The sequence below is a fragment of the Massilia glaciei genome (genome assembly GCF_003011895.2).
Taxonomy (GTDB): Bacteria; Pseudomonadota; Gammaproteobacteria; order Burkholderiales; family Burkholderiaceae_D; genus Telluria_A; species Telluria_A glaciei.
In genome coordinates, this window is sequence record NZ_PXWF02000155.1 from 36,248 (window position 1) to 59,296 (window position 23,049).

Annotated in this window: 19 protein-coding genes; 7 read left to right on the plus strand and 12 right to left on the minus strand. The window is 65.0% G+C overall.

What is annotated here, in order from left to right:
• Positions 1-32 precede the first annotated feature (32 nt).
• The 4 genes from C7C56_RS10450 to C7C56_RS10465 all read right to left on the minus strand — a co-directional run bounded on the left by C7C56_RS10450 (position 33) and on the right by C7C56_RS10465 (position 8,602).
• A complete protein-coding gene (locus C7C56_RS10450) occupies positions 33-2,366 on the minus strand; it encodes a choice-of-anchor Q domain-containing protein (RefSeq protein ID WP_229458572.1) in 2,334 nt (777 codons plus the stop codon).
• 374 nt (positions 2,367-2,740) lie between these two features.
• Positions 2,741-5,026: a polysaccharide biosynthesis tyrosine autokinase gene (locus C7C56_RS10455; RefSeq protein ID WP_106757359.1), complete on the minus strand. Its 2,286-nt coding sequence runs from the start codon at positions 5,024-5,026 to the stop codon at positions 2,741-2,743.
• A 98-nt stretch (positions 5,027-5,124) separates the two neighbouring features.
• Positions 5,125-6,264, minus strand: coding sequence for a polysaccharide biosynthesis/export family protein (locus tag C7C56_RS10460; protein WP_106757360.1), 1,140 nt, complete (start codon positions 6,262-6,264; stop codon positions 5,125-5,127).
• A 379-nt stretch (positions 6,265-6,643) separates the two neighbouring features.
• Positions 6,644-8,602, minus strand: coding sequence for a TonB family protein (locus C7C56_RS10465; RefSeq protein ID WP_106757361.1), 1,959 nt, complete (start codon positions 8,600-8,602; stop codon positions 6,644-6,646).
• Positions 8,603-8,743: 141 nt separating this feature from the next.
• Between C7C56_RS10465 and C7C56_RS10470 the strand changes: the two genes are divergently transcribed.
• Complete coding sequence (locus tag C7C56_RS10470) at positions 8,744-9,976, plus strand: metal-dependent hydrolase (protein WP_106757362.1); 1,233 nt, start codon at positions 8,744-8,746, stop codon at positions 9,974-9,976.
• An 18-nt stretch (positions 9,977-9,994) separates the two neighbouring features.
• Here the strand turns inward: C7C56_RS10470 and C7C56_RS10475 are convergent, their stop codons facing one another.
• The 4 genes from C7C56_RS10475 to C7C56_RS10490 all read right to left on the minus strand — a co-directional run bounded on the left by C7C56_RS10475 (position 9,995) and on the right by C7C56_RS10490 (position 13,716).
• Positions 9,995-10,765 carry a ParA family protein gene (locus C7C56_RS10475; protein WP_106757363.1) on the minus strand — a complete coding sequence of 257 codons (771 nt, stop codon included), beginning with the start codon at positions 10,763-10,765 and terminating at the stop codon, positions 9,995-9,997.
• Between the two features lie 83 nt (positions 10,766-10,848).
• A complete protein-coding gene (locus C7C56_RS10480; protein WP_106757364.1) occupies positions 10,849-12,030 on the minus strand; it encodes an acyltransferase family protein in 1,182 nt (393 codons plus the stop codon).
• Between the two features lie 37 nt (positions 12,031-12,067).
• Positions 12,068-13,120 carry a hypothetical protein gene (locus C7C56_RS10485; protein WP_106757365.1) on the minus strand — a complete coding sequence of 351 codons (1,053 nt, stop codon included), beginning with the start codon at positions 13,118-13,120 and terminating at the stop codon, positions 12,068-12,070.
• Positions 13,117-13,716 (minus strand): sigma-70 family RNA polymerase sigma factor, encoded by a 600-nt coding sequence (locus C7C56_RS10490; RefSeq protein WP_229458582.1) that lies wholly within the window; start codon positions 13,714-13,716, stop codon positions 13,117-13,119. Before C7C56_RS10490 ends, C7C56_RS10485 begins: the two co-directional genes overlap by 4 nt.
• Positions 13,717-13,920: 204 nt before the next feature.
• Here C7C56_RS10490 and lplT point away from each other — a divergent pair, with 204 nt between their 5' ends.
• Positions 13,921-15,171 (plus strand): lysophospholipid transporter LplT, encoded by a 1,251-nt coding sequence (gene lplT, locus C7C56_RS10495; protein WP_106757366.1) that lies wholly within the window; start codon positions 13,921-13,923, stop codon positions 15,169-15,171.
• A 39-nt stretch (positions 15,172-15,210) separates the two neighbouring features.
• Here lplT and C7C56_RS10500 read toward each other — a convergent pair whose 3' ends face one another.
• The gene (locus tag C7C56_RS10500; RefSeq protein ID WP_106757367.1) at positions 15,211-15,753 is read right to left on the minus strand and encodes a hypothetical protein; all 543 of its coding nucleotides are present in this window, start codon (positions 15,751-15,753) and stop codon (positions 15,211-15,213) included.
• Between the two features lie 166 nt (positions 15,754-15,919).
• Positions 15,920-16,990: an adenylate/guanylate cyclase domain-containing protein gene (locus C7C56_RS30480; protein WP_106757368.1), complete on the minus strand. Its 1,071-nt coding sequence runs from the start codon at positions 16,988-16,990 to the stop codon at positions 15,920-15,922.
• 435 nt (positions 16,991-17,425) lie between these two features.
• On the opposite strand from C7C56_RS30480, the gene C7C56_RS28740 reads away from it, so the two are divergent.
• The 5 genes from C7C56_RS28740 (at position 17,426) to C7C56_RS10525 (ending at position 21,168) form a co-directional block, all read left to right on the plus strand.
• Positions 17,426-17,791, plus strand: coding sequence for a hypothetical protein (locus C7C56_RS28740; RefSeq protein WP_181373111.1), 366 nt, complete (start codon positions 17,426-17,428; stop codon positions 17,789-17,791).
• Positions 17,792-17,825: 34 nt separating this feature from the next.
• On the plus strand, positions 17,826-18,605 hold the full coding sequence (locus C7C56_RS10515) for a hypothetical protein (protein WP_146204404.1): 780 nt from the start codon (positions 17,826-17,828) through the stop codon (positions 18,603-18,605).
• Positions 18,606-18,608: 3 nt separating this feature from the next.
• Positions 18,609-18,758 carry a hypothetical protein gene (locus C7C56_RS28745; protein ID WP_181373112.1) on the plus strand — a complete coding sequence of 50 codons (150 nt, stop codon included), beginning with the start codon at positions 18,609-18,611 and terminating at the stop codon, positions 18,756-18,758.
• A 28-nt stretch (positions 18,759-18,786) separates the two neighbouring features.
• Positions 18,787-19,737: a TAXI family TRAP transporter solute-binding subunit gene (locus C7C56_RS10520; protein ID WP_106757371.1), complete on the plus strand. Its 951-nt coding sequence runs from the start codon at positions 18,787-18,789 to the stop codon at positions 19,735-19,737.
• Positions 19,738-19,869: 132 nt separating this feature from the next.
• Positions 19,870-21,168, plus strand: a complete 1,299-nt coding sequence (locus tag C7C56_RS10525) for a metal-dependent hydrolase family protein (RefSeq protein ID WP_106757372.1) — start codon at positions 19,870-19,872, stop codon at positions 21,166-21,168.
• Positions 21,169-21,363: 195 nt separating this feature from the next.
• On the opposite strand, the gene C7C56_RS10530 is transcribed toward C7C56_RS10525, so the two are convergent.
• Positions 21,364-22,176 (minus strand): hypothetical protein, encoded by an 813-nt coding sequence (locus C7C56_RS10530; protein WP_146204405.1) that lies wholly within the window; start codon positions 22,174-22,176, stop codon positions 21,364-21,366.
• A 10-nt stretch (positions 22,177-22,186) separates the two neighbouring features.
• Positions 22,187-22,933 carry a substrate-binding periplasmic protein gene (locus C7C56_RS10535; RefSeq protein WP_219933135.1) on the minus strand — a complete coding sequence of 249 codons (747 nt, stop codon included), beginning with the start codon at positions 22,931-22,933 and terminating at the stop codon, positions 22,187-22,189.
• Positions 22,934-23,049 lie beyond the last annotated feature (116 nt).

Consider the following 23,049-nt stretch of genomic DNA (forward strand, 5'->3'; position numbering starts at 1 on the left):
CCTGCTACTTGATGCTTGCTACTTGCTGCCGATTAGTACTCGAACGCCCCGATATCGATGCCAGGGGTGGTCGAACGCAGCTTGCCGTCGAAGTCGGTGGCAGGCGCGTCCGTCGAGGTGCCCTTCGCGATCGCCGGCGAGATGCTGTTGAGATGGAAGTTTGGCGTCCCGGTGCGGGTGTAGCTGACGAACTGCGGTGCAGCGCTGACCGTGCCGCTGTGGGTCAGACCGTTTTTCAGGCTGAAGTTGTAGCTCGAGTTCTGGTACACCAGGTTGTTGCGGTAGGTGTTGCTGGTACCGGTCTTGCCCTGCTCCGAGATACCGTACACATTGTCGTACACGATGTTGTTGTGCACATGGGTGTAATTGGCGCCGCCCGAGGTGTGGTAGAAGTCACCGCCGCCAACAATGATGCCCGTGTGCGAGTTCGAGACCGTGTTGTTGGTGATGATGACATTGGTCGCATCGTGCCACAAGTGGATCGCGGCCTCGGCCACGCGGTACACGACATTGTTCTTCACGCTGCCCGAGGTGCTGATGTAGATGCCCTGGATGTAGCGGCAGCCGGCAGGGCCGATGTCATGCACGAGGTTGCCGATCACATCGGTCTTGACGCCGCGGTAGTAGCTGTCGACGCCGATCGCCGAACCGCCGGCGCTGGTGCAAGTGACTTTGGTGCCAATTTGGCGCACGCGGTTGTTCTTGATCATGCCGTAAGAGCCGCCCGTGTAGATGCCGTGCAACCATTTGGTGCCCGCGCCCGAGGTCGTGCCATCAATGTCGAAACCGACGATGTCGACATAGTTGCCACGGTTATCCCAAGCATAGCTGTTGCTTGAACTGGAGGGCGGGACGATGCGCGCGCCCCACTTGACCGTCGACACGTAGTAGATGCGTCCTGCGGCCGTGCCACTGACCGTGGTCTTGAAGCCGCCCGGATAGGTGCCCGCCGCGACGTGGATGGTCGTGCTCGGCTGTGCGCCGCTCGCGGCCCGGGTGATGGTCTTGAACGGCGCCGCCGCCGTGCCCGGATTGGTGTCCGAACCGGTTGGCGAGACGTAGCGGTGGTAGGTCGTGGCCGGGGTCGGCGATGGTGCCGGTGCCGGTGCAGGAGCCGGTGCGGGCGCGGGCACGGGCGCGGGCGCGGGAGCCGGCGCCGGGGCTGGAGCAGGGGCCGGGGCTGGAGCAGGGGCCGGGGCTGGAGCAGGCGCCGGGGCTGGAGCCGGCGCCGGGGCTGGAGCCGGCGCTGGCGCTGGCGCGGTTCCCGTGTGCTGGTAGGCGCCGATGTCGAAGCCCACCGTCGCATTGCGCGCAACACCGTCGAGGTCGGTTGCCGGCGCATCCTGCGCCATGGCCTGTCCGACCGCCGGCGAGGTGTTGGCGATATGGTAGTCGCCCCCGCCCGCCTTCAGGTAGTTGATGAACTGCGGCTCGGCCGCGACCGTGGCGACCGCCCGCAAGCCATTGTTGAGCAAGAACGGATAGCTGCCGTTCCGGTAGATCAGGTTGAAGCCGTACACATTGTGCGTGCCCGTCAGGCCCGACTCCTGCACGCCATGCTTGACGTTGTCGTAAAGGATGTTGTTGGTCACGCGGGTGTAGTCGTTGGCCACGGCGCTCTGGTAGCCGTTGCCGCCGCTGACCAGCACCCCCGTGTAGGTGTTGAACACGGTGTTGTTGGACACGATCGCGCGGTTGGCGTCGCGCGCCAGCCGGATGCCGACGTTGCTGATGTTATAGACCAGGTTGTTGCTGACCTTTCCACCGGCGGAGTTGACGTAGATGCCCAGGAAATAGGCGCAGCCGGCCGGCCCGACGTCATGCACGATATTGCCAAGGACATCGTTGTGCGCGCCCTTGTAGTAGCTGTCCGATCCGATGCCGCCGCCCCCGCCCGCGCACGTCACGGTCTTGGCGATATGGTGGACATAGTTGCCCCTGATGGCGTTGAAGGAACCCGCCGTGTAGATGCCGTTGGCCCATTTTGTTCCGCTTTGTACGGCAGTGCCGTTCACCTCGAAATCGTCGATGTCGACATAGCTGCCGCGGTTGTCCCACGCGGTTGGGCTCGTCGAGCTCGCTGGAGGCACGATCTTGGCGCCGCGCTTGGTCGTCGACACATAGCGAATGCGGGCCTCGGCCGTGCCGCTTGTTAAAGTCTTGAATCCGCCGGCATAGGTGCCCGGCAATACCCTGATGGTGACGCCCGGATTGGCCACTTGCGAGGCCTTCAGGATGGTTTTAAATGGCGCAAGCTGCGTGCCGGCATTGGTGTCGGAGCCGGTGGCCGACACATAGATGTCGGCGGGCGCCACGAGACCGTTGTAGGCAATGGCCGCGAATTGCGGCGCCTGGTTTGCAGGCATTGGCTGTGCGTTATCTACCGCGCTGCCGCCGCATCCCGACAACAATACCGCTGCGCTGCTGCAAAGCAATGCGCCCGCACGTTTTTCGGCTGCAAAATTGGCAAACTTAATCATGAATAGTTCCTCGCTCTTTCGGGATGAATGAGCAAGGTTTGAGCTAAATCAAATGATTAGGTTCAACATTTTCGAAAATAAATTTTCTTGGTGCATTAATGACTACGTTCAATTATGCACTTCAGAAAATTATTTAAGCGGACTGATCAATTTATTCCGGGGCACCTCCCAAGTCTGACCACGTTTAGTTTAAAGCAAGCTATTTGCCATATGGATCCGTTCAATGACGGTGGATCCAGATTTATATCCCTCCAATATACTCAGCCCGCATAGCCGAGCTGGCGCTCCGCCCCATAACCATACGGATAGCCGTAGCCGCCCAGGCGCAGCGCGAGGTCATTGAACAACAGGCCCTGCGGCGAAATGCCGGCATGGTTGAGCCGCTTGATCGATTCGTTGATTTCGCCCTCGGTGGTCACGCCGGCGCGCGCGACGATGAACACGGCGCCCGCGTGCACCCCGATGATGAGCGCGTCGGCCACGGCCAGCAGCGGCGCCGAATCGACCAGCACCAGGTCGTAGTTGCCGCTCACCGTTTCGAGCAGGCTTTCGAGGTTCAGGTGCAGCAGCACCTCGGCGCGGTTTTGCGGCAGCCCCCCGGTCGGGATGAAATCGAGGTTGTCGGCCACGCCGCGGTGGATGATGTGTTCGAGCGGCAGCATGCCCGCGATCGCCTTCGACAGGCCCTGCTCGCGGCTCACCCCAAAATAGCGGTGCAGATTGCCGTTGCGAAGATCGGCGTCGATGAGAAGCACGCGCTTGCCGCTGGCCGCAATCACGGCCGCCAGGTTGGCCGACACGAACGATTTGCCCAGGTTGCCCGCCGGCCCGGTGAGCATGACGATGTTGTTCCTGAAGTGGGGCATCGAGTACTGCAGCGCCGCGCGGAAGCTGCGCAGGCTTTCGATCGCCACGTCCTCGGGCTTGACCAGCGCCAGCAGCGGCATGCGCCCCTCGTTGCGCCGGGCCTGGCGCACCAGCCGGTCCTGGTTGGCGCTGTGCGGGATCGAGGCGTAGACCACGCGCGCGCCGAGCATGCGTTCGATTTTTTCGGGGTCGTCGATGCCCCCGCTCATGGCCTGGCGCGCGAACGCGAGCAGCGCGCCGAGGAACACGCCCGACAGCGCGGCGAGCACGACGATGAGCGGGCGGTTCGGCTTGAGCGGCGTCTCGGGCGCCATCGGCGCGTCGATCAAGCGCACATTGCTCACGCGCCCCACCGAGATCAGGCGCAGTTGCTGCGCCGTGGTCGACAGCGCCGTATACAAGTCGGTGTTGACCTTGATTTCGCGCGTCAGGCGCGCCTCGTCCTGCTCGAGCACCGGCAAGGCCTTGATGCGCCGCGCCACGTCCTCGATGTCGGCCTCGGCCTCGAGCCGTTGCCGGTTCACGCCCTGGACGATCGGATGGTCGTTGGTGAAATGGGCCAGCAGCTCGCTTTTTTTCTGGATCAGCTCGATGCGCCGGGTGCGCGCCTCGGCCGCCTGCTGCAGGCTGATGCGGGCCTCCTCGCGCAGGTCGATGGTGCTGTGGGTGTTGCGGAACTGGTTGTAGCGCTCCTCGGACTGGTCGAGCTTTTGCTTGAGGATGGGCAGTTGCTGGTTCAGGAAGGCGAGCGATTTCTCGGCCTCCTCGGTCTTGCGCGCCAGGTTCTGGCGCATGTATTCGCGCCCGATCTCGGCCAGCACGCTGTTGACCCGCTGCGCGTCGGCGCCCTGCAGCTTGACCTCGATCACGCCCGACTGCTTGCCCTGCTCGGAAATGAGCAGGCCCCGCTGGATCGCCTCGATCGCGCCCAGGCGCGAGGTGCGGCGCAGGCGGAACTGGGCGCCCTCGTTGGCGGCGAGGCGGTCGACCTGCAATTCGACATTGCCGGCGCGGGTGCTCGCGCGCAGCAGGACCCCGACCTTGCCGTCGAGCTTGAAGCGGCCGCTGCTGTCGGTCACGCGGTAGCGGTCCTTGCCCAGCGCCGTGACCAGGAACACCCGGTTGTGCCAGGCCTCGGGCACCTCGAAGATCGAGACGTCGGCGCGCTCGGCCCCCCACACATAGCCGAAGTGGCCGAAGATGCCGGGCGTGGACAGGCGCGCCGTGCCGCGGCCGGCGAACCAGAAGCCGACAATCGGGAAATACTTGGGCTGCACGTCGATGTACAGGCGCAGGTTGTCGACCGCGTGCGAGATGACCATGCGCGAGCGCAGCAGTTCGATTTCGGCGATCGCCGCCTTTTTGGTCTCGAACAGCGCCGACGCCTCGCTGAGGATGTTTTTGGACGCGTTCGGGCTCTCCTCCTCGACGTGGATCACCATGTTGGCCTGGTACACGGGCTGGGCCACGAGCGCGTAGACCAGCGCGAGCAGCGTGACGAACACGGTCACGGAGGCGATCAGCCAGCGGTTCTCGAGCAGGATGTTGAACCACGCCTTGAGGTCGATCTCGTGCGCGCCCGGCGCCTGCTCGGGCGCGCGCGGCTCGACCAGGTGGCCGGACACGGGCAGGCCGTGCGGCAGGTGGGCGACAGGATGCTGGTTGGCGCGCTGGTTCATGGCAGTGTGGCTCCGGTTGGCTCCGCGGCCGCCAACGGGGGGCGCGGATGGGGCGCGCGGACCCGCAGGACCGGCCGCCCCGCTGTTGCGTTAAAAGTTCAGGGCCGGGCGACCCCGACCGCCGAGGTCAGCGCGCCCGGGAACAACATGCTCAGCTTGCGGTGCCAGTTGGCCAGCGGCGAGGCAGCCACATAGACCAGGTCGCGCGGATAGAGCTCGAACTGTTCGGCCATGGCGAGCGCGCCCGGGCGCCGCGCGTCGAGCTGGTAGACGCGCACCCCGTCGGGCCGCTTGCGCACGATGTAGACCTGGCGCGCGTCGCCCGTGAGCGGACTGATGCCGCCCGATTCGCCGAGCGCCTCGTTGAGCGTGAGGCGCCCGTTGTGCATGGTCAGCGCCTTCGGCGTGACCACCTCGCCCGAGACGAACACCTTGCCCTCGTCGCGCGAATGGACGCGCACGACGTCGCCGTGCAGCAGCATGATGTTGCCGGGGCTGACGCGCTTTTGCACCAGTTCGCGCATGTCGATGGTGTAGCGCCGGTCGCCACGGTCGAGCGCGATCTGGCTCTGGTCGGCCGTCGGCAGCAGGCCGCCGGCGCGGTTGATGGCCTCGAGCAAGGTCATGGGAATGTCGTTGATGGCCTGCAGGCCCGGGGTCTTGACCTCGCCGTCGACATAGATGCGCTTGCTGCGGTAGGCCTGCACCCGCAGCGTCACCTTGGGCTGGTTGATGTACTTGGACAGTTTGCCGGCGAGCAGTTGGCGCGCCTGCTCCTCGGTCAGGCCGGCCAGTTTGATGTCGCCGGCGAACGGGAACTGCACCCGCCCCTCGTGGTCGACCACGAAGCCGGCGGCCGGCAATCCGGCCACGCCGGGCTGGGCCAGCGCCTCGCCGGTGGCCGGCGGCGCGACCGCGCCGGCGAGCTCGGGGTGGTCCCAGACCACGATCGAGAGCACGTCGCCGCTGTCGATCGTGTACGGCGGCGGGTTGGGCACGACCAGATGGCCGATGTTCTGTTCGGAGCGCTTGGCGCGCTCAATTTTTTCGGCCCGGATGAGCTCGTCGGTGATGAGCTGCGTGGGCGGACCGGCGACCTCGGGGGCGCTGGCGGAGATGTCGACCGCGCCCACCGGATTACCCGAGGCGCAGGCCGCCAGGGCCAGCACCGCCGCCAGGGCGCACCAGCGGTGCGGCGCGGCGATGGCGCGTGCGGTGTTTGAAGTTGATAGTTTCATGGCGTCCACCCGGTTCGAACAGATCGTCGCAACGTCCAGCGAAGGGGCGTGTCACGGCCCTCCGACTGGCTGCCTGATCAGGGTAGTTGAGCCCAACGGGCCGGGGTTTGCCACACATCAAATGGGTAGGCGCCCCACCCCGGCGCGGCACAAGCGCAGGCCGGGGTTGCATTGCGGACGGGCACGAACGCGGCGAATTGAATCGACGCGGAAACCTGCTTAGGGCTCGTAAGACAATAAGTTGGATTTTTAGCGGCCGCAGCCGGATGCAATGCAAGGCGCCTGTCGCGCCGCAGTGCGAGCACTGCAAGCGGCCGGCAACGCCGCAGTGCGCCGGCTTCGGCCAGCTAAAAAGTCCAATTTATTGTGTTATGAGTCCTTAGCGCACTTCCTCGATCAGCGTGAGCGTCTCGTCGAAGCGCCAGACGCGGCGCAGCTCGATCACGTCGTAGCGACTGGAAATGTTTGATGGAAACGCGGAGTAGCGCGCGTTCACGCGCACGATGCGGATCACGGCCGCATCCATGTCGGCGCGCCCGGTCGAGCGCACCAGCGTGATGTCCTCGACGCTGCCGTCGCTGCGGATCGCCACGCTCACGAGCGCCTCGCCGGCGACCGGGTTTTGCGAGGACTGCCGGTAGTTGAGGGCGCCGTTGCGTTCGATCTTGTGGCGCCAGCTTTCGGCATACATGCGCAGCGACACGTCGCGTTCGCCGGCGCCGACGTAGGCGCGGCGCCCTCCGCGCTCGTCGTTGCCGCCCGCGCGCGGGGGCGCGCCGGTCAGGATGTCGAGCCCGCGCGGGAGCTGGCGCGCGCGGTTGGCGGCCGCGCTGCTGAAGAAATCGTTCGGCACCACCGCCTTGTTGCCCGACCCGTCCGGGCTGCCCAAGGGGCCGTCGCTGGCGGCGCGGCCGGCACCGCGGCCGGCGGCGGTGCCGCGCTCCTGCTCGCGCTGCGCGGCGAGCTGGTCGGCTTTTTGCTGCGCCGCCTTTTGCGCGGCCTGTTGCTGCGCGGCCTGCTCGGCCGCTTGCGCCAGCTTTTGCGCGGCCTCTTGCTGCGCAAGTTTTTGGGCGGCCTCTTGCTGCGCGAGTTTTTGGGCCGCCTCTTGCTGCGCGAGTTTTTGGGCCGCCTGTTGCGGCGCTTGTTGCGCCGCTTGTTGCGCCGCTTGTTGCGCCGCCTGTTGCGCCGCTTGTTGTTCGGCCAGTTGTTGGGCCGCCAACTGATCGGCCTTTTGCCGGGCCGCCGATTCGTCGGCCTGCTGCTTTGCCGCCAGTGCCTCGCGCTGTTGGCGCAGGGAGGCTTGGCGCGCCGCGTCTTCCACTGCCAGCTTGCGCGCGTCCGCCTCATGCGCGAGCTGGCGCTCCTTGCGTTGCTGCTCCTCGCGTTCTTGTTGCTCCGCCTGCACCCGCAGGCTCGTCTCCCGGCGCATCCGCTCGGCCTGCAGTTCGGCAGCTTGTTGCGCGGCGATCTGTTTCTCGGCGATCTGTTTCTCGGCGATCCGTTCGGCCGCCGCCTGCTCGGCCAGCTTGGTGTCGGCCTCGGCGCGCTCGATGGCAGCCTGCCGATCGCGCACTTCGCGCGCCTCTGTCTCGCGCTGTGCCTGCGCCGCGGCGAGCTGTTGCACGCGCTCCGCGTCGGCGGCCCGGGCCTCGAGCAACTTGCGTTCCTCTTCCTCGCGCAGCTTCGCTTGCGCCAAGTCCTCGGCGCGCGCCGCCTCGGCCCGTTCCTGCTCGTCGGCAACGGCACTGGCGGAGTCGGCCCCCTCGTCGGTGCCGAGCTGCGCATCCTGCGGATCGAGCGACTTCTCGAGCGCCTCTTCCGGCTGCGCCACCGGCACCACGAAATCGTCGTTGATCACCTCGTTTTGGGCGATCACGCGGGTCGACGGCTCGGCCAGTTCGTGGGCCTGCAACGGGGTGCTGACGCGCTTCGACTGGCGCGCCTTTTTCTTGCGCGCGGGCGGACGCGGCGGCGGCGCCGGCACCGGTTCGGGCTGCACGACGGGATCGACCAGGGTCATGCCCGGTGCGACCGGTGACGTCGGCGTCGGCTCCGGCGCGGGCAGAGCAAGTGGCGCAACGGGCGTGGGCAACGGCGCGGGCATCGGAACCGCGGCCGGCGTCGGCGCGGCCGCCTTGGCCGGATCCGGCGGCGTCGCCACATTGGCGATGCGCACGGTCAACGGCGGACTCGGATCGGGCACGCCCAGACCGGGGATGCCGAACTGCAAAATCAACAGGAAACCGTGGAACAGCAGCGACAACACGATCGCCACGACCAGGCGTCGTTTGACGGGATCGGGCGAAGGCGCGCGTTGCGTTTCGGTGGCAATACTCATGCGGCTTGACGGGTTCCGATTGCGTTCGCCACCGCAGGGTGGCGAGTTTGATTGGGCGTCAGCATATCGCGTTCTCATCTGCAAAGCGAGCACGATGGGCTTCAGGCAAGCAATCGCGGCAAAATGCCGTAAGATCCGGGCATGGATAATCTGAGCCACTCCGTGGTCGGCCTCGCTGCCGGCGAACTGATCCACCACAGCCTGCCGCAGGAAACCGACCCCGCCCTGCAGCGCGTGCGGCGCCGCCTGCTGCTGTCCTCCACCTGGGCGGCAAGCAATTTCCCCGACCTCGACCTGGTGTTGACGCCGCTGCTGCCCGCGCCGCTCGGCTACCTGCTGCACCACCGCGGCCACACGCACACCCTGCTCTACGCCGTGCCGCAGGCGATCTTGCTGTGCGCGCTCATCTGGCTGTGCTGGCCGGGCGCGCGGCGCCTGCTAGGGGGCAGCGCGGCCGCGCGCCGGGGCTTGTTGCTCAGCGTGGGCGCCGGCTTCCTGCTGCACCTCTTGATGGACTCACTCAATTCCTACGGCATCCATCCGTTCCACCCGGTCGACTCGCGCTGGTTCTACGGCGACATGGTGTTCATCATCGAGCCCCTGTTCTGGGTCGCGTTCGGGGTGCCGCTGGCCTTGCGCCTGCAAAACCGCTTCGTGAAATTCACCCTGCTGGCGTTGCTGACAGGCGCGCCGCTGCTGTTCGCCAGGCTCGGCTTCCTGCACCCGGTCTCGCTTGCGATCCTGCTGCTCGCCGCCGCGGCGGTGGCATGGGGCCAGTTGCGCGGCCAAGGCGGCGGGCGCGCCGTGCTGGCCGGCGCCTTCGGGATCGCGCTGGGATTCATCGCGCTCCAGGGGGGCACCACGGGCGAGGCCAGGCGGCAGCTCGCGCAGGCCCTGCATGCGGTCGAGGCTGGCAGCCGCGTGGCCGACTCGGCGTTGTCAGCCTTCCCCAGCAATCCCTTGTGCTGGCGCTTCGCCTCGATCCAGAGCGACGAGGCGGCGGGCAGCTATACGCTGAGCGAGGGTGTGCTTAGCATTGCGCCGGCGCTGCTGCCGGCCGCCGCCTGCCCGGGCGGCTTCGGCCGCGCGCCGCTGGGCCCCGACGCCAATGTGGCTGTCGCCTTTGCCAAGCACCATCACGGTTCCCTGCGGGCGCTGCGCGCGCTCAGGAACACGAACTGCCATGCCGACGCCTGGCTGCGCTTCGCGCGCATCCCGCGCGTCGAGGGCGACACCGCATGGGACTCGCGCTTCGGCGCGGGTGGCGACGGCAATTTTTCGACCATCCGGCTGGACCGCTTCAAAGACCAGCCCTGCCCGCGCAACGTGCCGCAATGGGAGCACCCGCGCGCCGACCTGCTCACGGCGCCTTGACCGGCGGCGCCGGCAACATCAGGCGGCGTCGATCTCCTGGTACAGGGCCAACAGTTCGAGGCTCAGCTTGTGGCGCGCATCGAGATGGATCATCGGCAGGTTGCGGTCGTGCGACTCGCGGATCCGGATCGAACTCGACAGCTTGCTCGCCAGCACCGGCAAGCCCTCCTCGATCAATTCGTCGACCAGGCGCTGGGGCAGGTTCGCGCGCGGCTGGAACTGGTTGACCACGATGCCCTCGATTTCGAGCGCGGGGTTGTGGTCGGCCTTGATCTCGGCGATATTGTTCATCACTGTATACAGAGCCTGGCGCGAAAAATCGTCGCAGTCGAATGGGATCAGGCAGCGGTCGGCGGCGATCAGCGCCGATTGCGTGAAGAAATTATAGGCCGGCGGGGTGTCGACGAAGATCTCGTCGAAGTCGTCCGACAGCTCATTGAGCGTGTCGCGCAGCTTGTAGATCTTGTGGCGCGATTCGAGCTTCGATTGCAGCTCGCCGATCTCGGGATGGGCCACCATGATCGACAGGTTCTCGAACGGCGTCGGGTGCACATAGCTTGACGACGGCTTGGCGAAGATGGCAAAGCTGAGCATCTGCTCGAAATACGCCGCCATGGTCGGCGCGACCTCGGCGGCCTGGGCGCCGAGCAGGTAGCGGCTCGAATTGCATTGCGGGTCGAGGTCGATCAGGAGGGTGCGCTTGCCCTGCTGGGCGGCGATGGCGGCAAGATTGACGGCGATGGTCGATTTTCCGACGCCGCCTTTTTGGTTGAAGATCACGCGTTTCATGGCATTCCGGGGAGTTGGCAGATAGGCCACTATAGCAGAATGCTGCGACGCAACAAGAAAAGCATGTGCTTGCTTGCCCGGGTTCAAGCTGGCACGGCCGCCGGCATGGCCCTTTCCGTGTGGCGCCGCCCGTTGAGCAGGACCCCGACGACCGTGTTGCGGACGAAGAAATGATAGCTGCCCAGGCAGGCGAGCGTCGTGAGCGCGATGTTGATCCCCATCTTGGCGGGCGCGCCTAGCGCAGCGTTGTAGAGCAATACGCCAAAACCGATGGTCCCTACCATGTGCACCAGGAAAACCCAGTACGAACTTTCCGAGACATAGCGCAGCAGGCGGTTCTGGCGGGGCAGATAGCGCAGGAACAGGCCGATCATGCCGAAACTGAGCAGCCAGCCCGCCAGGTTGTAGTTGAACGCCATCAACGCGTCCATATAGGGAAACCGGCCCGGATCGACGGCGAACATACTGAACAACTTGAGCGAAAAGAAGAACACGATGCCGCCGGCCGCCGTATACCACCAACATTGCTTGGAATAATGCGGCAACAGCGTTTCCTGGTGACGATGAAGGGTCCATCCGAACACAAAGAACAGCCCGTTGTGGAGCAGTTCGGGCGGGTTCGGAATGAAAGAGCCGTCGAGCACGAGCATGCCGCCCGGATAGGCCGCGCCGATGAGCGCCAGCGGCGCCGTGAGCACGAAGACGCCCCACCAGCTGCGCGCCGAACCATGCATGGCGGCATCGAAGGCGTCCTTGAACCAGGCTGGCATCCGCTGCGCGGCGCCGCCGATCAAAGCGCTGAGCAGGCAAAACAGGAACAGGTAATACAGGAACCACATGTGCATGGTGTGCGGCGTGCCGTTGCCAAAGCCGTGTTTCGGCAGCAGGGAGGGATCGAACCCGATGGTCCCGCGCGCCATCAGGTGATTGAAGGCGATCACGAGCGCGCCCATCATGACGAGCAGCACCGGCCAGAAAATCACAAAGGGCAAAGCGATCCTGCGCACGCGGTTTTTCACCATGCCGCCAAGGCCGCGGCGCTCGACCAGCAAGGCGACGAAGTAGCCCGCCAGGATGAAAAAGACCGGCATCCTGAACGCGTGGATCGAGATCATGAGCAGGCCGGCCACCGGCGACGTGTCGGCGTCGCGCCAGGGCAGGGGCGATTGCGCCACGTGGTTGACTGCCACGTGCAGGACAATACCGAGCCACATCATCACTGCGCGCAGATTGTCGAGTGCGTGGAGACGGCCGGCTTGATTCATCGGTTTTTACTTTTCGATCTGCGGAACCGGCGGGCGGTCACTCTTCAAGACGTTTGATACGCGCAAGGAATGCGTCGCTGACGGGATGGTACGGGTTGGCCGCGCGGAACTTGGTCCATTCCTCAAGTGCACGCCTGTGCTCGCCCGACTCGATCAAGCCATCAATCGTGACAAGCCATTGGTTTGCGGGTCCGTTCGCGGGCGGGGAAGCAACGGCTGACGGCTGGAGCGAAGGCTTGGTGGCGGCCTCGCCTTTCTTGTCCCAATCATACGAGGGTGGCATTGCCGCATCCCGTGGCCGGCGCGCAGCAGGTTCTTGGCGCGAAAACTCCCTGACCGGCGATGCGGCTTCGGCGTCCGAGCGCCGCACGCGCGATCCCGTCACCTCGACCCGCGCTGCACTTGGCGGCGGTGGGGCGGCCGCGACCTCCTGGACCGGGGCCGGCGGCGGCGGGGCCGGCGCTGGCGAAGGCATGGGTGCCGGCGCTGGCGAAGGCATGGGTGCCGGCATTGGCACCGGCATTGGTTCCAACACTGGCACTGGCACTGGCGCCGGCGCCGCAGCCTTGGGCACCGGCGGGCGCGCGGACGCGGACGGGCGCGCGGCGACGACGCTGCGCTCTTTCGGTGCGGCGCGCGGCACCGATGGCGCCGCCTCGACCGAGGCAGGCGCGCCGACGGCCGCATCGGCAAGCGGCGGCGCCGGCGGCGCGGCGACCTCGACCGGCTCCTGCCCGAACGCCTGCTCGGTCGCCGCCTGCTCGGTCGCCGCCTGCCGCGCCAGGTCGCCCTCCCATTGGCGCACCCCGACCACGGCGAAGAGCACGCTCGCGGCGAGCGCGACCGGCACGCGCCAGCGCGCGCTGAACGACTTGGTCAGCCTCGGCTGAACTTGCTCGCCGGGATCGTTTGCCGCCGGCGCGCCGCGCGCGTCCCCGGCCAGCCCGGCCATCACGCGCTGCAGGATCGCGTCGTCGAGCGCGGCCGGCGACTGCGGCTGCGGCATCGACTTGAGCTCGTGGGAAAGCGCGTGCTCCCCCTTGAGGAAGGCGTCGAACTCGGCGTCGTCGATCCATTGCTTGTCGCTCATGGACGCCCCCCCTGCGCCAGTTGCGCCGGCGACAGGCACTGCCGCATCTTGTGCATGGCGTAACGCAAACGGCTTTTCACCGTCTCGGCCGGCGCGCCGACCACGAGCGAGATCTCATCCAGGCTCATGCCATCGAATTGTTGCAGAATCAGGGCCTCCTTTTGTTCGCTGGGCAGCGATGCGAGCGCGGCGTGAAGGCCGGCGATCTGTTGCTTGCCCTCAAGCCTGGCCTCGGGTGTCGGCACATCTTGCGCCGCATCGGCATAGGCGTCAAACACGTCCTGTCCGGCAACATCGACGCCCATGTCGGTGGCCAACACCAGTTGGTGCTGGCGCAACACGTCCAACAGGCGGTTGCGGGCGATCTGGTAAAGGAAGGTGCGGAACTTGGCGTCGGGCCGGTAGCGCGCGCGCGCCTGGTGCAGATTGCCCCAGCTATCCTGGACGATCTCGTCGACCCATTCGGCGCGCGGCGAGCGCCACGCGACGAAGCGGTACAAGCCGCCGCTGTGGCGAGCGTACAGTTCTTTAAAGGCGAGCAAGTCCCCTTCGCCGTAGCGCAGCATCAACAGTTCATCGGGAATATGGGAGAGCATCTCGGCCAATTGTAGGGCGTCCCGCGCCATGCCGCAATAGCCGGGAATGACATTTTACCAACTGAAACATTTGGCCAGGGGCGCAGCAGCCGGGGGAAGCCGTCACGTTGACCGCCGAAGCCTACGGGTTGTCGTTCTGGCGCTTGGGAAAGCCTATGCTTTCGTGGTATAAAGCGGGCCAGACTCGTTTTATGACATATTTAGATGAACCGTGGATTCTACACAATCATGGCAGCGCAGTTTTTCTCCTCGCTGGCAGATAACGCCCTGTTGTTCGTAGCAATCGACATGCTCATCCGGATGGGCAGCTCGGAATTCCTGTCGCCGATGCTCAAGCAATCGTTCGTCGTGTTTTACATCCTGCTGGCCGCGTTCGTCGGCGCCTTCGCCGACTCGATGCCCAAGGGGCGGGTCATGTTCGTCGCCAACCTGATCAAGATCACCGGCTGCGGCATGCTGTTCGTCGGCGTCCCCCCCCTGCTCGCCTATGGCTTGGTCGGCTTCGGCGCGGCCGTGTATTCGCCCGCCAAGTACGGCATCCTGACCGAATTGCTGCCGCCCGAAAAGCTGGTGCCGGCCAATGCCTGGATCGAGGGCCTGACCGTGATGTCGATCATCCTCGGCACCGTCATGGGCGGCGCCATGGTCAGCGACCAGGCCTCGGCGCTCCTGCTCGGGCTGGACGCGCCATTCGTGACGACGGGCATCGAAACGCCGACCCAGGCCGCGCTCAGCGTCACCATGGGCATCTACGCGCTGGCGTCGATCTTCAATCTGTTCATTCCCGACACCGGTGCGCGCTATCCGAACCAGAAGCACAGCCCGAGCAAACTGATCGCCGAGTTCGCCGAATGCGTCAGCGTCCTGTGGCGCGACAAGCTCGGCCAGATTTCGCTGGCGGTCACAACCCTGTTCTGGGGCGCGGGCGCGACCTTGCAGTTCATCGTCCTCAAGTGGGCCGAAAAGACGCTCAAGATTCCGTTCGACAGCGCCACCGGCCTGCTCGGCGTGGTCGCGATCGGCATGGCGCTCGGCGCGATCTTGTCGGCGCGCCTGATCACGCTCAAAAATTCGCTGACGGTGCTGCCGCTGGGCATCGTTATGGGGCTCATCGTGGCAGTCATGCCGTGGGTCACCTCGGTGCACGTGGCCTATCCCCTGCTGATCATCATCGGCGGGGTGTCGGGCTTCTTCGTGGTGCCGATGAACGCCCTGCTCCAGCATCGCGGCCACATACTCATGAGCGCGGGCCACTCGATCGCGGTGCAGAACTTCAATGAGAACCTGTCGATCCTGACCATGCTGGCCGTCTACGCCCTCATGCTCACGCTCAACATGAACCTCGATGTGATCATCGTGCTGTTCGGCATGTCGATCGCCGGCATCATGTACATGATCATACGCAAGCACGCGGCCAACCAGCGCGAGGTCAATTCGCTCGCGCTGATCGCGTAGCGGCGGAGCCACTTCGGGCGGGTCTTGCCGACGCGGTGGTCAGAAATCGCGCGCGAGCGCCTGAAGGAAGAGCTCGAGGCGTGGTTCCGGACCGGGACCGAGGTTCCGGTTCTGGCCGTCCCGCTCGACGAAGCGGAGCACGGTGCCGGGGCCCAACGAGGCCTGGCCGAGCACGAAAAAGCGCACGGCGTCGCGGCCTTCCTCGATGATGGCCGCCGAGAAGAAAGGCGCGATGACCATCTCGCCCGACTGGATCGCCTTTATCGAGTCCGAAAAGGACTGGCCGGAACCGCCCGTCGGCTTCGGCTGCGGATATTCAAGCACCAGGCAGCGGCGCGTCGCGTCGAGTGCGACCTGGTGGAGCCGGTACTTGCCGGCGTCGATGTCGAGGCCGCGGATCGCCCTGCCCACACACGCGGCGAAATAGAAAACCTTGCCGACGTTCGCGGGATCGGACGCCACCATCGCGAGCAACTCGGGCATCTTATGATGCGTATGATGGGGGAAAATCTGATAGGCGACGTCGTAGGATAGCTGCTCCAACGACACGCGCGGTTTCTTGAACCAGTCGAAAATTCCCATGCTCGCGTTCCAAACCTAGTTGTGAGGTGCAGATGATACTGGTTTTGAGCCACGGGAACATGATCGGCGAAACGTTTGGCAGCGCGCCAACACTGTCGCATTGATTAATCAATCAGCTGTTCGTGACGATAACCTCGGGATTTTTTGAGGAAGCTGGCTGCGCGCGCTAGTTCGAGGCTGACTTGACAAAGTACATGTCGAGCAAGCCCTTGCCCTTGGCGTTGACCTTGCCCCGGTACTCGCAATCGAAGTCGTCGCGGACCTGGTCGTAGGTGTAGGCCGAGATGTTGACCTTACCGATCTGGCCCGACATCTCCATGCGGCACGCGACATTGACGGTGTCGCCCCAGACGTCGAAGGCGAACTTGCGCTTGCCGACGACGCCCGAGATGACCGGCCCCGTGTGGATGCCGACGCGCAGGGGCCACTTGAACGGAGCGTCGACGTTGCGCTCGTTGAGGAACTGGTGCATGCGCAAGCCCGCGCGCACGCAGCGCGACGCATGGTCGGCGCACGGCCTGGGCAGGCCCGCCGCCGCCATGTAGGCGTCGCCGATGGTCTTGATTTTCTCGACGCCGAGCTCGTCGCAGATGTCGTCGAACGCAGCGAAAATCTCGTTGAGCTCCGACACCATGTAGCTTGCCGGCATGGTGGCCGCGATGTGTGTGAAGCCGCTGAAGTCGGTGAACAGGATCGACGCCGACTCGTGCCGCACGGGCAGCACCTGGCCCGAGGATGACAACTCATCGGCGATTTCGATCGGGAAGATGTTGTACAGCAGATTCTGCACACGCAGGTTCGATTGTTCCGACAATTCGATCTGGGCACGCAGCGCGTCGTGCGTCGCCTTGAGCGCAAGCTGGCTGCGCACGCGCGCGAGCACGATCGAACGGCTGATCGGCTTGGTCAGGTAGTCGACGGCGCCGAGCGCCAGGCCGATCTCCTCGTTCTGCATGCCGGTCGCCGCCGTCAGGAATATCACCGGGATGTCTTTGCACTCCGGCATGGCCTTGAGCTGCCGGCAAACCTCGTACCCATCCATCCCCGGCATCATTATGTCGAGCAAGATCAGGTCGGGCGGCGTGGTTTTGGCGATGTCGAGCCCTTCCGCGCCCGAGGCGGCCAGCTTGACCGTGTAATACGGCCCCAGCAGGTCGCGCATCAGCGTCAAATTATGCTTCGTGTCATCGACCACGAGGATGACAGAAGACGCCGTCAAATTTGTCACCTCTGCCATGCCTATCCTCTGGTTCAATTTGTTGCACACAGCATTTGTGAGCGGAAGTCCCCCGATAATTATAATCGTGTTGCATCTATGCAAGTGTGAATTATCTGGACTTGCTAGCGCTTCTTTTTTGTCATCAAGCCGTCATATTCCGGTCATATATTGACGCCATAAAAACAAAAAAGGAGATGGCAGTATGATCGGCAGACTACTTGGAGGCATCAACAATTTCCGCGCCGGGCGGGCATGCGAGAATTCCCGCCACCGGCGCGCAATGTCGGACATCCCCCCACCTTGTGCGCGTGCTCGAAACGCACGGCGCGACACGAATTCAAAGGCATCCCATCGGATGCCTTTTTTTTCGCCCGCGCGACCGAGGGCCACTTCTGCCGCCGCCACTTCGGCGGCAACATCCCACACACCGAAGCGGGCGCCACGCGCCCGGGCATGGACCAGGCGCTCGCCAACCGCCTGGTCATGGCGCGCAGGTTCGACGGATTGCCGGCGGCCGGGACCGGACTGCCTCGCTTGTTTGCGCTTGATCGCATGCTGCGCATGCCGGGCGGATATGCTTACTCGATAGCAACGGGGCAAGTCGGTTTCCGGCGCATCGACCCGAGCGGCGCCGAACAGGGCAAGCCCCACTTCCCGCGCGCGCTGGCGCCCGTCGCGCTGCTCGAGGCCGGACTGATCCCGCTTGAAGAGTACTGCGTAGTGCACAAAAAAGCCCATGCAAACGACAGCGGATGCGGTGCCGGCAGCACAGCATGGTGCGGCGCGGGCGACGCCGGCGGCGGGTGCGGTGGCGACTGATTTTCGACAACTTCTAAACGGACGGGAGACACAAGTGAACAACTTCGATGCACAGAAGCATTCAAGCGCGGCACAACGGGTATGGGCCGTGCGTATCGCGGCGGCACTATTCGGCGTGTGCGCGCTGGCCGCCCTCGCCCCGCTGGTCTGGGGCGCGGTGGCTGGCGGACTCGGGCTGCTCGCGCTGGCACTCATCGGCGCGGCCGGGGTGGGCTTGTTCCAGACTTTGCCGCTGCTGGGGCAGAAGCTCGAAAACCGGGTGCTGGCGGCGCGCAAGGCCGAAGCGCGCGCCAACCCGATCGACCAGTTGCAGAACTTTCTGCTGCAAAAGCGCCAGCGCGTGGTGTCATTCAAGCAGGCGGTGGTCGGGATCGGCGCCCAGATCAAGAGCATGGGCGACATGATCGAAGAGCGCAAACGCCAAAAACCGGGCTACGACGCCTCGCGCCAGGAGAACGCGCTCAAGGCCATGAAGGAAGCGCACGCGCTCTTGGTCGCCAAGCACAAAAACGCCGAATTGGCCCTGATGCAACTCAATGATGTCGTGGAGGACAAGAAGTTCGAATGGAAGTTCGGCCAGGCCGGCCAGGCGGCGCTCCAGAACCTGAACGCCACCAGCGGCCAGGAACTGCTCAACCAGATGCTCGCCGACGAGGCCTTCGACAGCGTGCGCGACAATTTCAACCAGGTGTTCTCGGAACTTGAAATGGAGGCGGAGAAACTAAGCAGCGCAAAGGAGCTGTCGTTCGACGACGGCTTGTCGATCGACCTGGCGTCGATCCGGATCGCAAGCTACGACCAAGCAAGGAGGTAGAACATGTTTTGGAGAGTCATACGCTGGGGCGGCACGGTGATCGTCATGCTCTTGGTGCTCGCGGCGATATTCGCCGCCCCCCGTCCCGACGACAGCGCGCCGGTCCGGCACGACGACCCGGCCCAGCAGTCAAGCAAGAACTTCAACCTGTAAGCCTGACAACAAAAAAAGGAAAAACACCATGAAAAACCACTTGCTGATTGGACTGATCTGCGCCCTGGCCATCCCGGCGGCGCACGCGGCCAGAATGGACGGCGCGCCGCCGGCCGCTTGCGACGGCCTGAAAGTGGCGACCGGGCCGGCCGGAAAAGGCTACTCGAAACTGTTCGCCGACATGCTCAGGGTGTCGAAACATGCGATGCCGCTGTGCGAGGTGCATACCGATGGCGGACTCGACAACCTGACCACGCTGTCGGTCAAAAAGGCCGACGTCGGCATCGTGCCGATCGACGCGCTGACCAAAATGGCCGAAGGCGATGCCAGCGTCGCCGGCCTGCTGGTCGTCGCTTCGCTCAACAGCAACTACCTGCACATCGTCACCTCCGCCAATGGCTTCAGCCTCGAAGGGCCGAAAAAATTCGGTGTGCTCAAGGGTGATACGCGGACCTTCCGCATCGCGAAAATGTCGGAGTTGCGCGGCGCCCCGGTCGCCCTGGTCGGTTCGGCCCAGTTGATGGTGCGCCAGCTCGACAAGGTGCTCGGCTACAACATGCGCTACATCGACGTCGACAGCGACGAGGCCGCGTTCAAAAAAGTGCTCGCGGGCCATGCCTACGCGGCCTTCACGATCGCCGGCTGGCCGCACGGACAGGTCAGCCGCCTGACGCAGGGCAGCGGGTTGACCCTGGCCAACTTCGACGTGCCGATCAGCAGCCCCTACAGCGTGCGCCCGTTCAGCTACAAGAACATCGGCGTCTACAACGTGCAGGCGCTGGCCGTGCAAAACGTGCTCGTGACGCGCCCTTTCAGCGGCAGCAAGACCGGCGAGGTCGCCGCGCTCAGGCAGATGCTCGAGCGCGAACTGCCCGAACTGAAGGATGGCGACTACGAACCGGGCTGGAACGAAATCAATTCCTTCGACAGGGAGGTCAAGTGGGCGCGCTTCGCCCGTGTTGCCCCAAAGAGGAAATAGGCGTCAACGGGGGCCGGCCGCGTCTTTCATCCTTGAGCAGAAAGCCCGCCCGTCGCGGGCTTTTTTCCGGCTCGATGTTCAAGCACTGCGCGCCGTGCTACTCTCTGCGGCATTACTTTCTAGGAATAAACAATGACCGTATTTAAGCAAGCCGTATTGACAACCGCCCTGGCCCTCTGCGCGCAAGGCGCGGCCGCGGTCACGCTGGTCCAGGCCGGATCCCTGCTCGACCGTCCGGGCCAGCCCCCGCGCGGCGCCTCGACCATCGTCGTCGACGGCGGCACCATCAGCGCCGTGCTCGACGGTTTCGTCGGCGCCGACAAGTATCCAGGCGCGACGGTGATCGACTTGCGCCAGAAGTTCGTGCTGCCCGGCCTGATCGACAGCCATGTGCACCTCACCACCGACCGCGCCGGCGCCGAACAGAGCGCCGCCGCGATGAGCACCAACCCGGCCGACTGGGCCTACGAGGCGGGCATGAACGCCAACAAGACCTTGCAGGCCGGCTTCACCACGGTGCGCAACCTTGGCGACGGCAGCGACGGCTTCACGCTGTCGCTGCGCGACGCCATCGCCAAAGGTTGGGTCCAGGGACCGCGCATCCTCGACGCCGGCACCCCGATCTCGGCGACCGCCGGCCACATGGACGGGCGCAACGGCGCCGCCGACTGGGTGCGCAAGGAGTCCGACGTCACCAATGTCTGCGACAGCGTCGAAAGTTGCCGGCGCGCGGTGCGGCTGCAGGTCGGGCGCGGCGCCGACGTGATCAAGATGGCGACCACGGGCGGCGTCAACAGCAAAATCGGCGTCGGCCTCGGCAAGCAAATGTTCGACGACGAGATCAAGGCGGTGATCGACACGGCCCACATGTACGGCAAAAAGGTCGCCGTGCACGCCCACGGCAACGACGGGGTCGACGCCGCGCTGGCCGCCGGGGCCGACTCGATCGAGCACGGCACCATGCTCGACGAGGCCAGCGTCAAACTGTTCCTCAAGTCCGGCGCCTACTATGTGCCGACGCTCTCGACCGTGCTCGGTTACCGCGCGCGCCTGGCCAAGGATCCCAACGCCTACCGGCCCGACGTGCTCAAGAAGATACAGTGGCGCCTGGGCGTGACCGGCAAGTCGCTCAAGCTGGCGCACGCGCGCGGGGTCAAGATCGCCTTCGGCACGGACGCGGGCGTTTCCAAGCACGGCGACAACGCCAAGGAGTTTGCGATGATGGTCGAATTCGGCATGACGCCAGCCGAGGCGATCAAGGCGGCCACCGTCAACGCCGCCGACCTGCTCGGCATTTCGGCCATCGCCGGCTCGATCGAGGCCGGCAAGAGCGCCGACATCATCGCCGTCGCGGGCAGTCCCCTGCAAGACGTCGGCCAACTCGGCATTGTCGGCTTTGTAATGACGCAGGGCAAGGTCGTCAAGCAATAGGCGCCGGCCCGCGCCGCGCAGGCCCGCCGAGCGCGGGCTTGTTGATGTTCGCGCGACGGGCCATCCATTTTTGCATCACCATCGGCCTTGCTATTCAGAAATGCATAGCGGGCGGCGGGCCGGAAAACGCCGGCAAGGTGCGCGGGCGCATGGTGCGTTCGAGCGCGCGGCGGCTGGCAAGCCGTCGATGACGTCCTATTTGGCGGGAACCGTGTACGAGTTCACTTCGGCGATCACCGCTTTGATGATGGCCTCGCCGCGCGATAGAAACGCCCGATCCCTGACCCGGATATGCCCGCCGCTGGTCTCCGAGACGGAGAAATAGGCCAGGCAGGTCATCCCTTCCGGTATTTCATGGGCAAGCGCCACGATGCCCTCCCCGGCAAAACGCAGCCCGATACCCGAGCATGAAAAAAATACGGGACGCTTCCAACCGTCGAGCAGACCGCGAAACTCGAATTGGGGACGCCACGAGCCGGGATCGTCGAGCGTGGCGGTCCCGAATCCGGGGCCCGGCCAATCGGCGACGGGATAGACGACAAGCTCCGGATGGCCCTGCAAGCGGTGCGGCTTCGCGGATGTCCACTTGTCCGGCTCGGCGCCGGGCTTGGCGGACGAAGGCGGGACGAAATAGCCAAAAAACTCCACCATGGGATCGGAAGGCCGGGCGTTGTGGCCGGCAACCGCGTCTGTCGCGCGCGCGCGCTGGCGTTCCCAGGCTTGCTGGCTCATCAATTTTCCATCTGCGGCGCCATGCCAAAAAAATTGCAGATTGATGCCGGCCACCTTGCACTGCTCGTCGGGCGGCCCGGCCGCGCCCACCGACATTGGCACGGCGACTTGCGTGCCGGCCACGGTGTCATAAAGGCGTGACGCGCCAACGGCGCCCGCGGACGCTTCCCGCCCCTTTTGCTCGGCCAAATCATTGCAGATGGTGCTTCGCGGCGCAGGCACGGTCTTCGGCTTGCAAGCGGCCAGCGCGATGGCGAGCGATACGGGCACGAACAAGGCCGCCAATCTACGGCGCATACTTCTTTTCGATGCGCGCCAGGCTGCCGTCTTTTTCCATGCTCTTCAGTCCGGCGCTCATTGCCGCAAGCGGAAGCGCGTGATCGCGCCCTTTCGAAAAAGCCATATAGGTGGGACTGTCGCTGGCAAAGACGAGCGGCTGCAATTCGAGCTTTTCCCCCAGGCCCAGGCGCTTGATCTCCCAGGCGCCGGCCAAGCCGTTGACCACGATGAAGTCGGCGCGCCCGGCGTCGAGCATGCGCACGGTCTGGGTCACGCTCGCGCCGGTTTGCAGCGACACACCGAGCCGGTCGGTGATCGCCGGCGGATAGAAAAATCCCACCGTCAGGCCCAGGTTGCGCCCGTCAAGATCGGACAATTTGCGCAATGTAACCTTGCCGCCCTTGCGTCCATAGAAACGATAGCGAACCGAGTTGCGGTAGCCGGGGCTCCAGGCCAGGTAGCGGTTGCGATCGCCGCTGCGGCTGATGGTGGTGGTGAAGTCGGCCTCGCCGCGCTCGAGCATGGCTAGCGCGCGCTTCCACGGCACCACGCGCAGCGCGACCGTGTAGCCGCCGCGGCGCAACGCTTCGCGCGCGATTTCGACATCGATGCCCTCTCCCGTCGGGTCGCCGGGCGGGTTGACGTAAGGTGGATATGGGGCATTGACGAGCAACAGCGGCGCGCCTTCGGCCGGGGAATGCGCATGGGCCGCAGTGGCGGCGCAGCCAAGTACCAGCACGCCAGGCAGTGCCATCTTGCTCAAAAATCGCATCAACTTCATTTGCCGCCCCGTCCGCCACTTGTTTTTGATTGTTGCACCTGCCGGGTGTGGTGTCAAACGTCAAAGGAAGCAGGACACGGTAAATTCCC

Excerpts from the sequence above, each read along its gene's own strand:
- C7C56_RS10450 (WP_229458572.1), bottom strand. The coding sequence starts at position 2,366 with ATGCCTGCAAACCAGGCGCCGCAATTCGCGGCCATTGCCTACAACGGT.
- C7C56_RS10455 (WP_106757359.1), bottom strand. The coding sequence starts at position 5,026 with ATGAACCAGCGCGCCAACCAGCATCCTGTCGCCCACCTGCCGCACGGC.
- C7C56_RS10460 (WP_106757360.1), bottom strand. The coding sequence starts at position 6,264 with ATGAAACTATCAACTTCAAACACCGCACGCGCCATCGCCGCGCCGCAC.
- C7C56_RS10465 (WP_106757361.1), bottom strand. The coding sequence starts at position 8,602 with ATGAGTATTGCCACCGAAACGCAACGCGCGCCTTCGCCCGATCCCGTC.
- C7C56_RS10470 (WP_106757362.1), top strand. The coding sequence starts at position 8,744 with ATGGATAATCTGAGCCACTCCGTGGTCGGCCTCGCTGCCGGCGAACTG.
- C7C56_RS10475 (WP_106757363.1), bottom strand. The coding sequence starts at position 10,765 with ATGAAACGCGTGATCTTCAACCAAAAAGGCGGCGTCGGAAAATCGACC.
- C7C56_RS10480 (WP_106757364.1), bottom strand. The coding sequence starts at position 12,030 with ATGAATCAAGCCGGCCGTCTCCACGCACTCGACAATCTGCGCGCAGTG.
- C7C56_RS10485 (WP_106757365.1), bottom strand. The coding sequence starts at position 13,120 with ATGAGCGACAAGCAATGGATCGACGACGCCGAGTTCGACGCCTTCCTC.
- C7C56_RS10490 (WP_229458582.1), bottom strand. The coding sequence starts at position 13,716 with ATGCTCTCCCATATTCCCGATGAACTGTTGATGCTGCGCTACGGCGAA.
- lplT (WP_106757366.1), top strand. The coding sequence starts at position 13,921 with ATGAACCGTGGATTCTACACAATCATGGCAGCGCAGTTTTTCTCCTCG.
- C7C56_RS10500 (WP_106757367.1), bottom strand. The coding sequence starts at position 15,753 with ATGGGAATTTTCGACTGGTTCAAGAAACCGCGCGTGTCGTTGGAGCAG.
- C7C56_RS30480 (WP_106757368.1), bottom strand. The coding sequence starts at position 16,990 with ATGGCAGAGGTGACAAATTTGACGGCGTCTTCTGTCATCCTCGTGGTC.
- C7C56_RS28740 (WP_181373111.1), top strand. The coding sequence starts at position 17,426 with ATGGACCAGGCGCTCGCCAACCGCCTGGTCATGGCGCGCAGGTTCGAC.
- C7C56_RS28745 (WP_181373112.1), top strand. The coding sequence starts at position 18,609 with ATGTTTTGGAGAGTCATACGCTGGGGCGGCACGGTGATCGTCATGCTC.
- C7C56_RS10520 (WP_106757371.1), top strand. The coding sequence starts at position 18,787 with ATGAAAAACCACTTGCTGATTGGACTGATCTGCGCCCTGGCCATCCCG.
- C7C56_RS10525 (WP_106757372.1), top strand. The coding sequence starts at position 19,870 with ATGACCGTATTTAAGCAAGCCGTATTGACAACCGCCCTGGCCCTCTGC.
- C7C56_RS10535 (WP_219933135.1), bottom strand. The coding sequence starts at position 22,933 with ATGGCACTGCCTGGCGTGCTGGTACTTGGCTGCGCCGCCACTGCGGCC.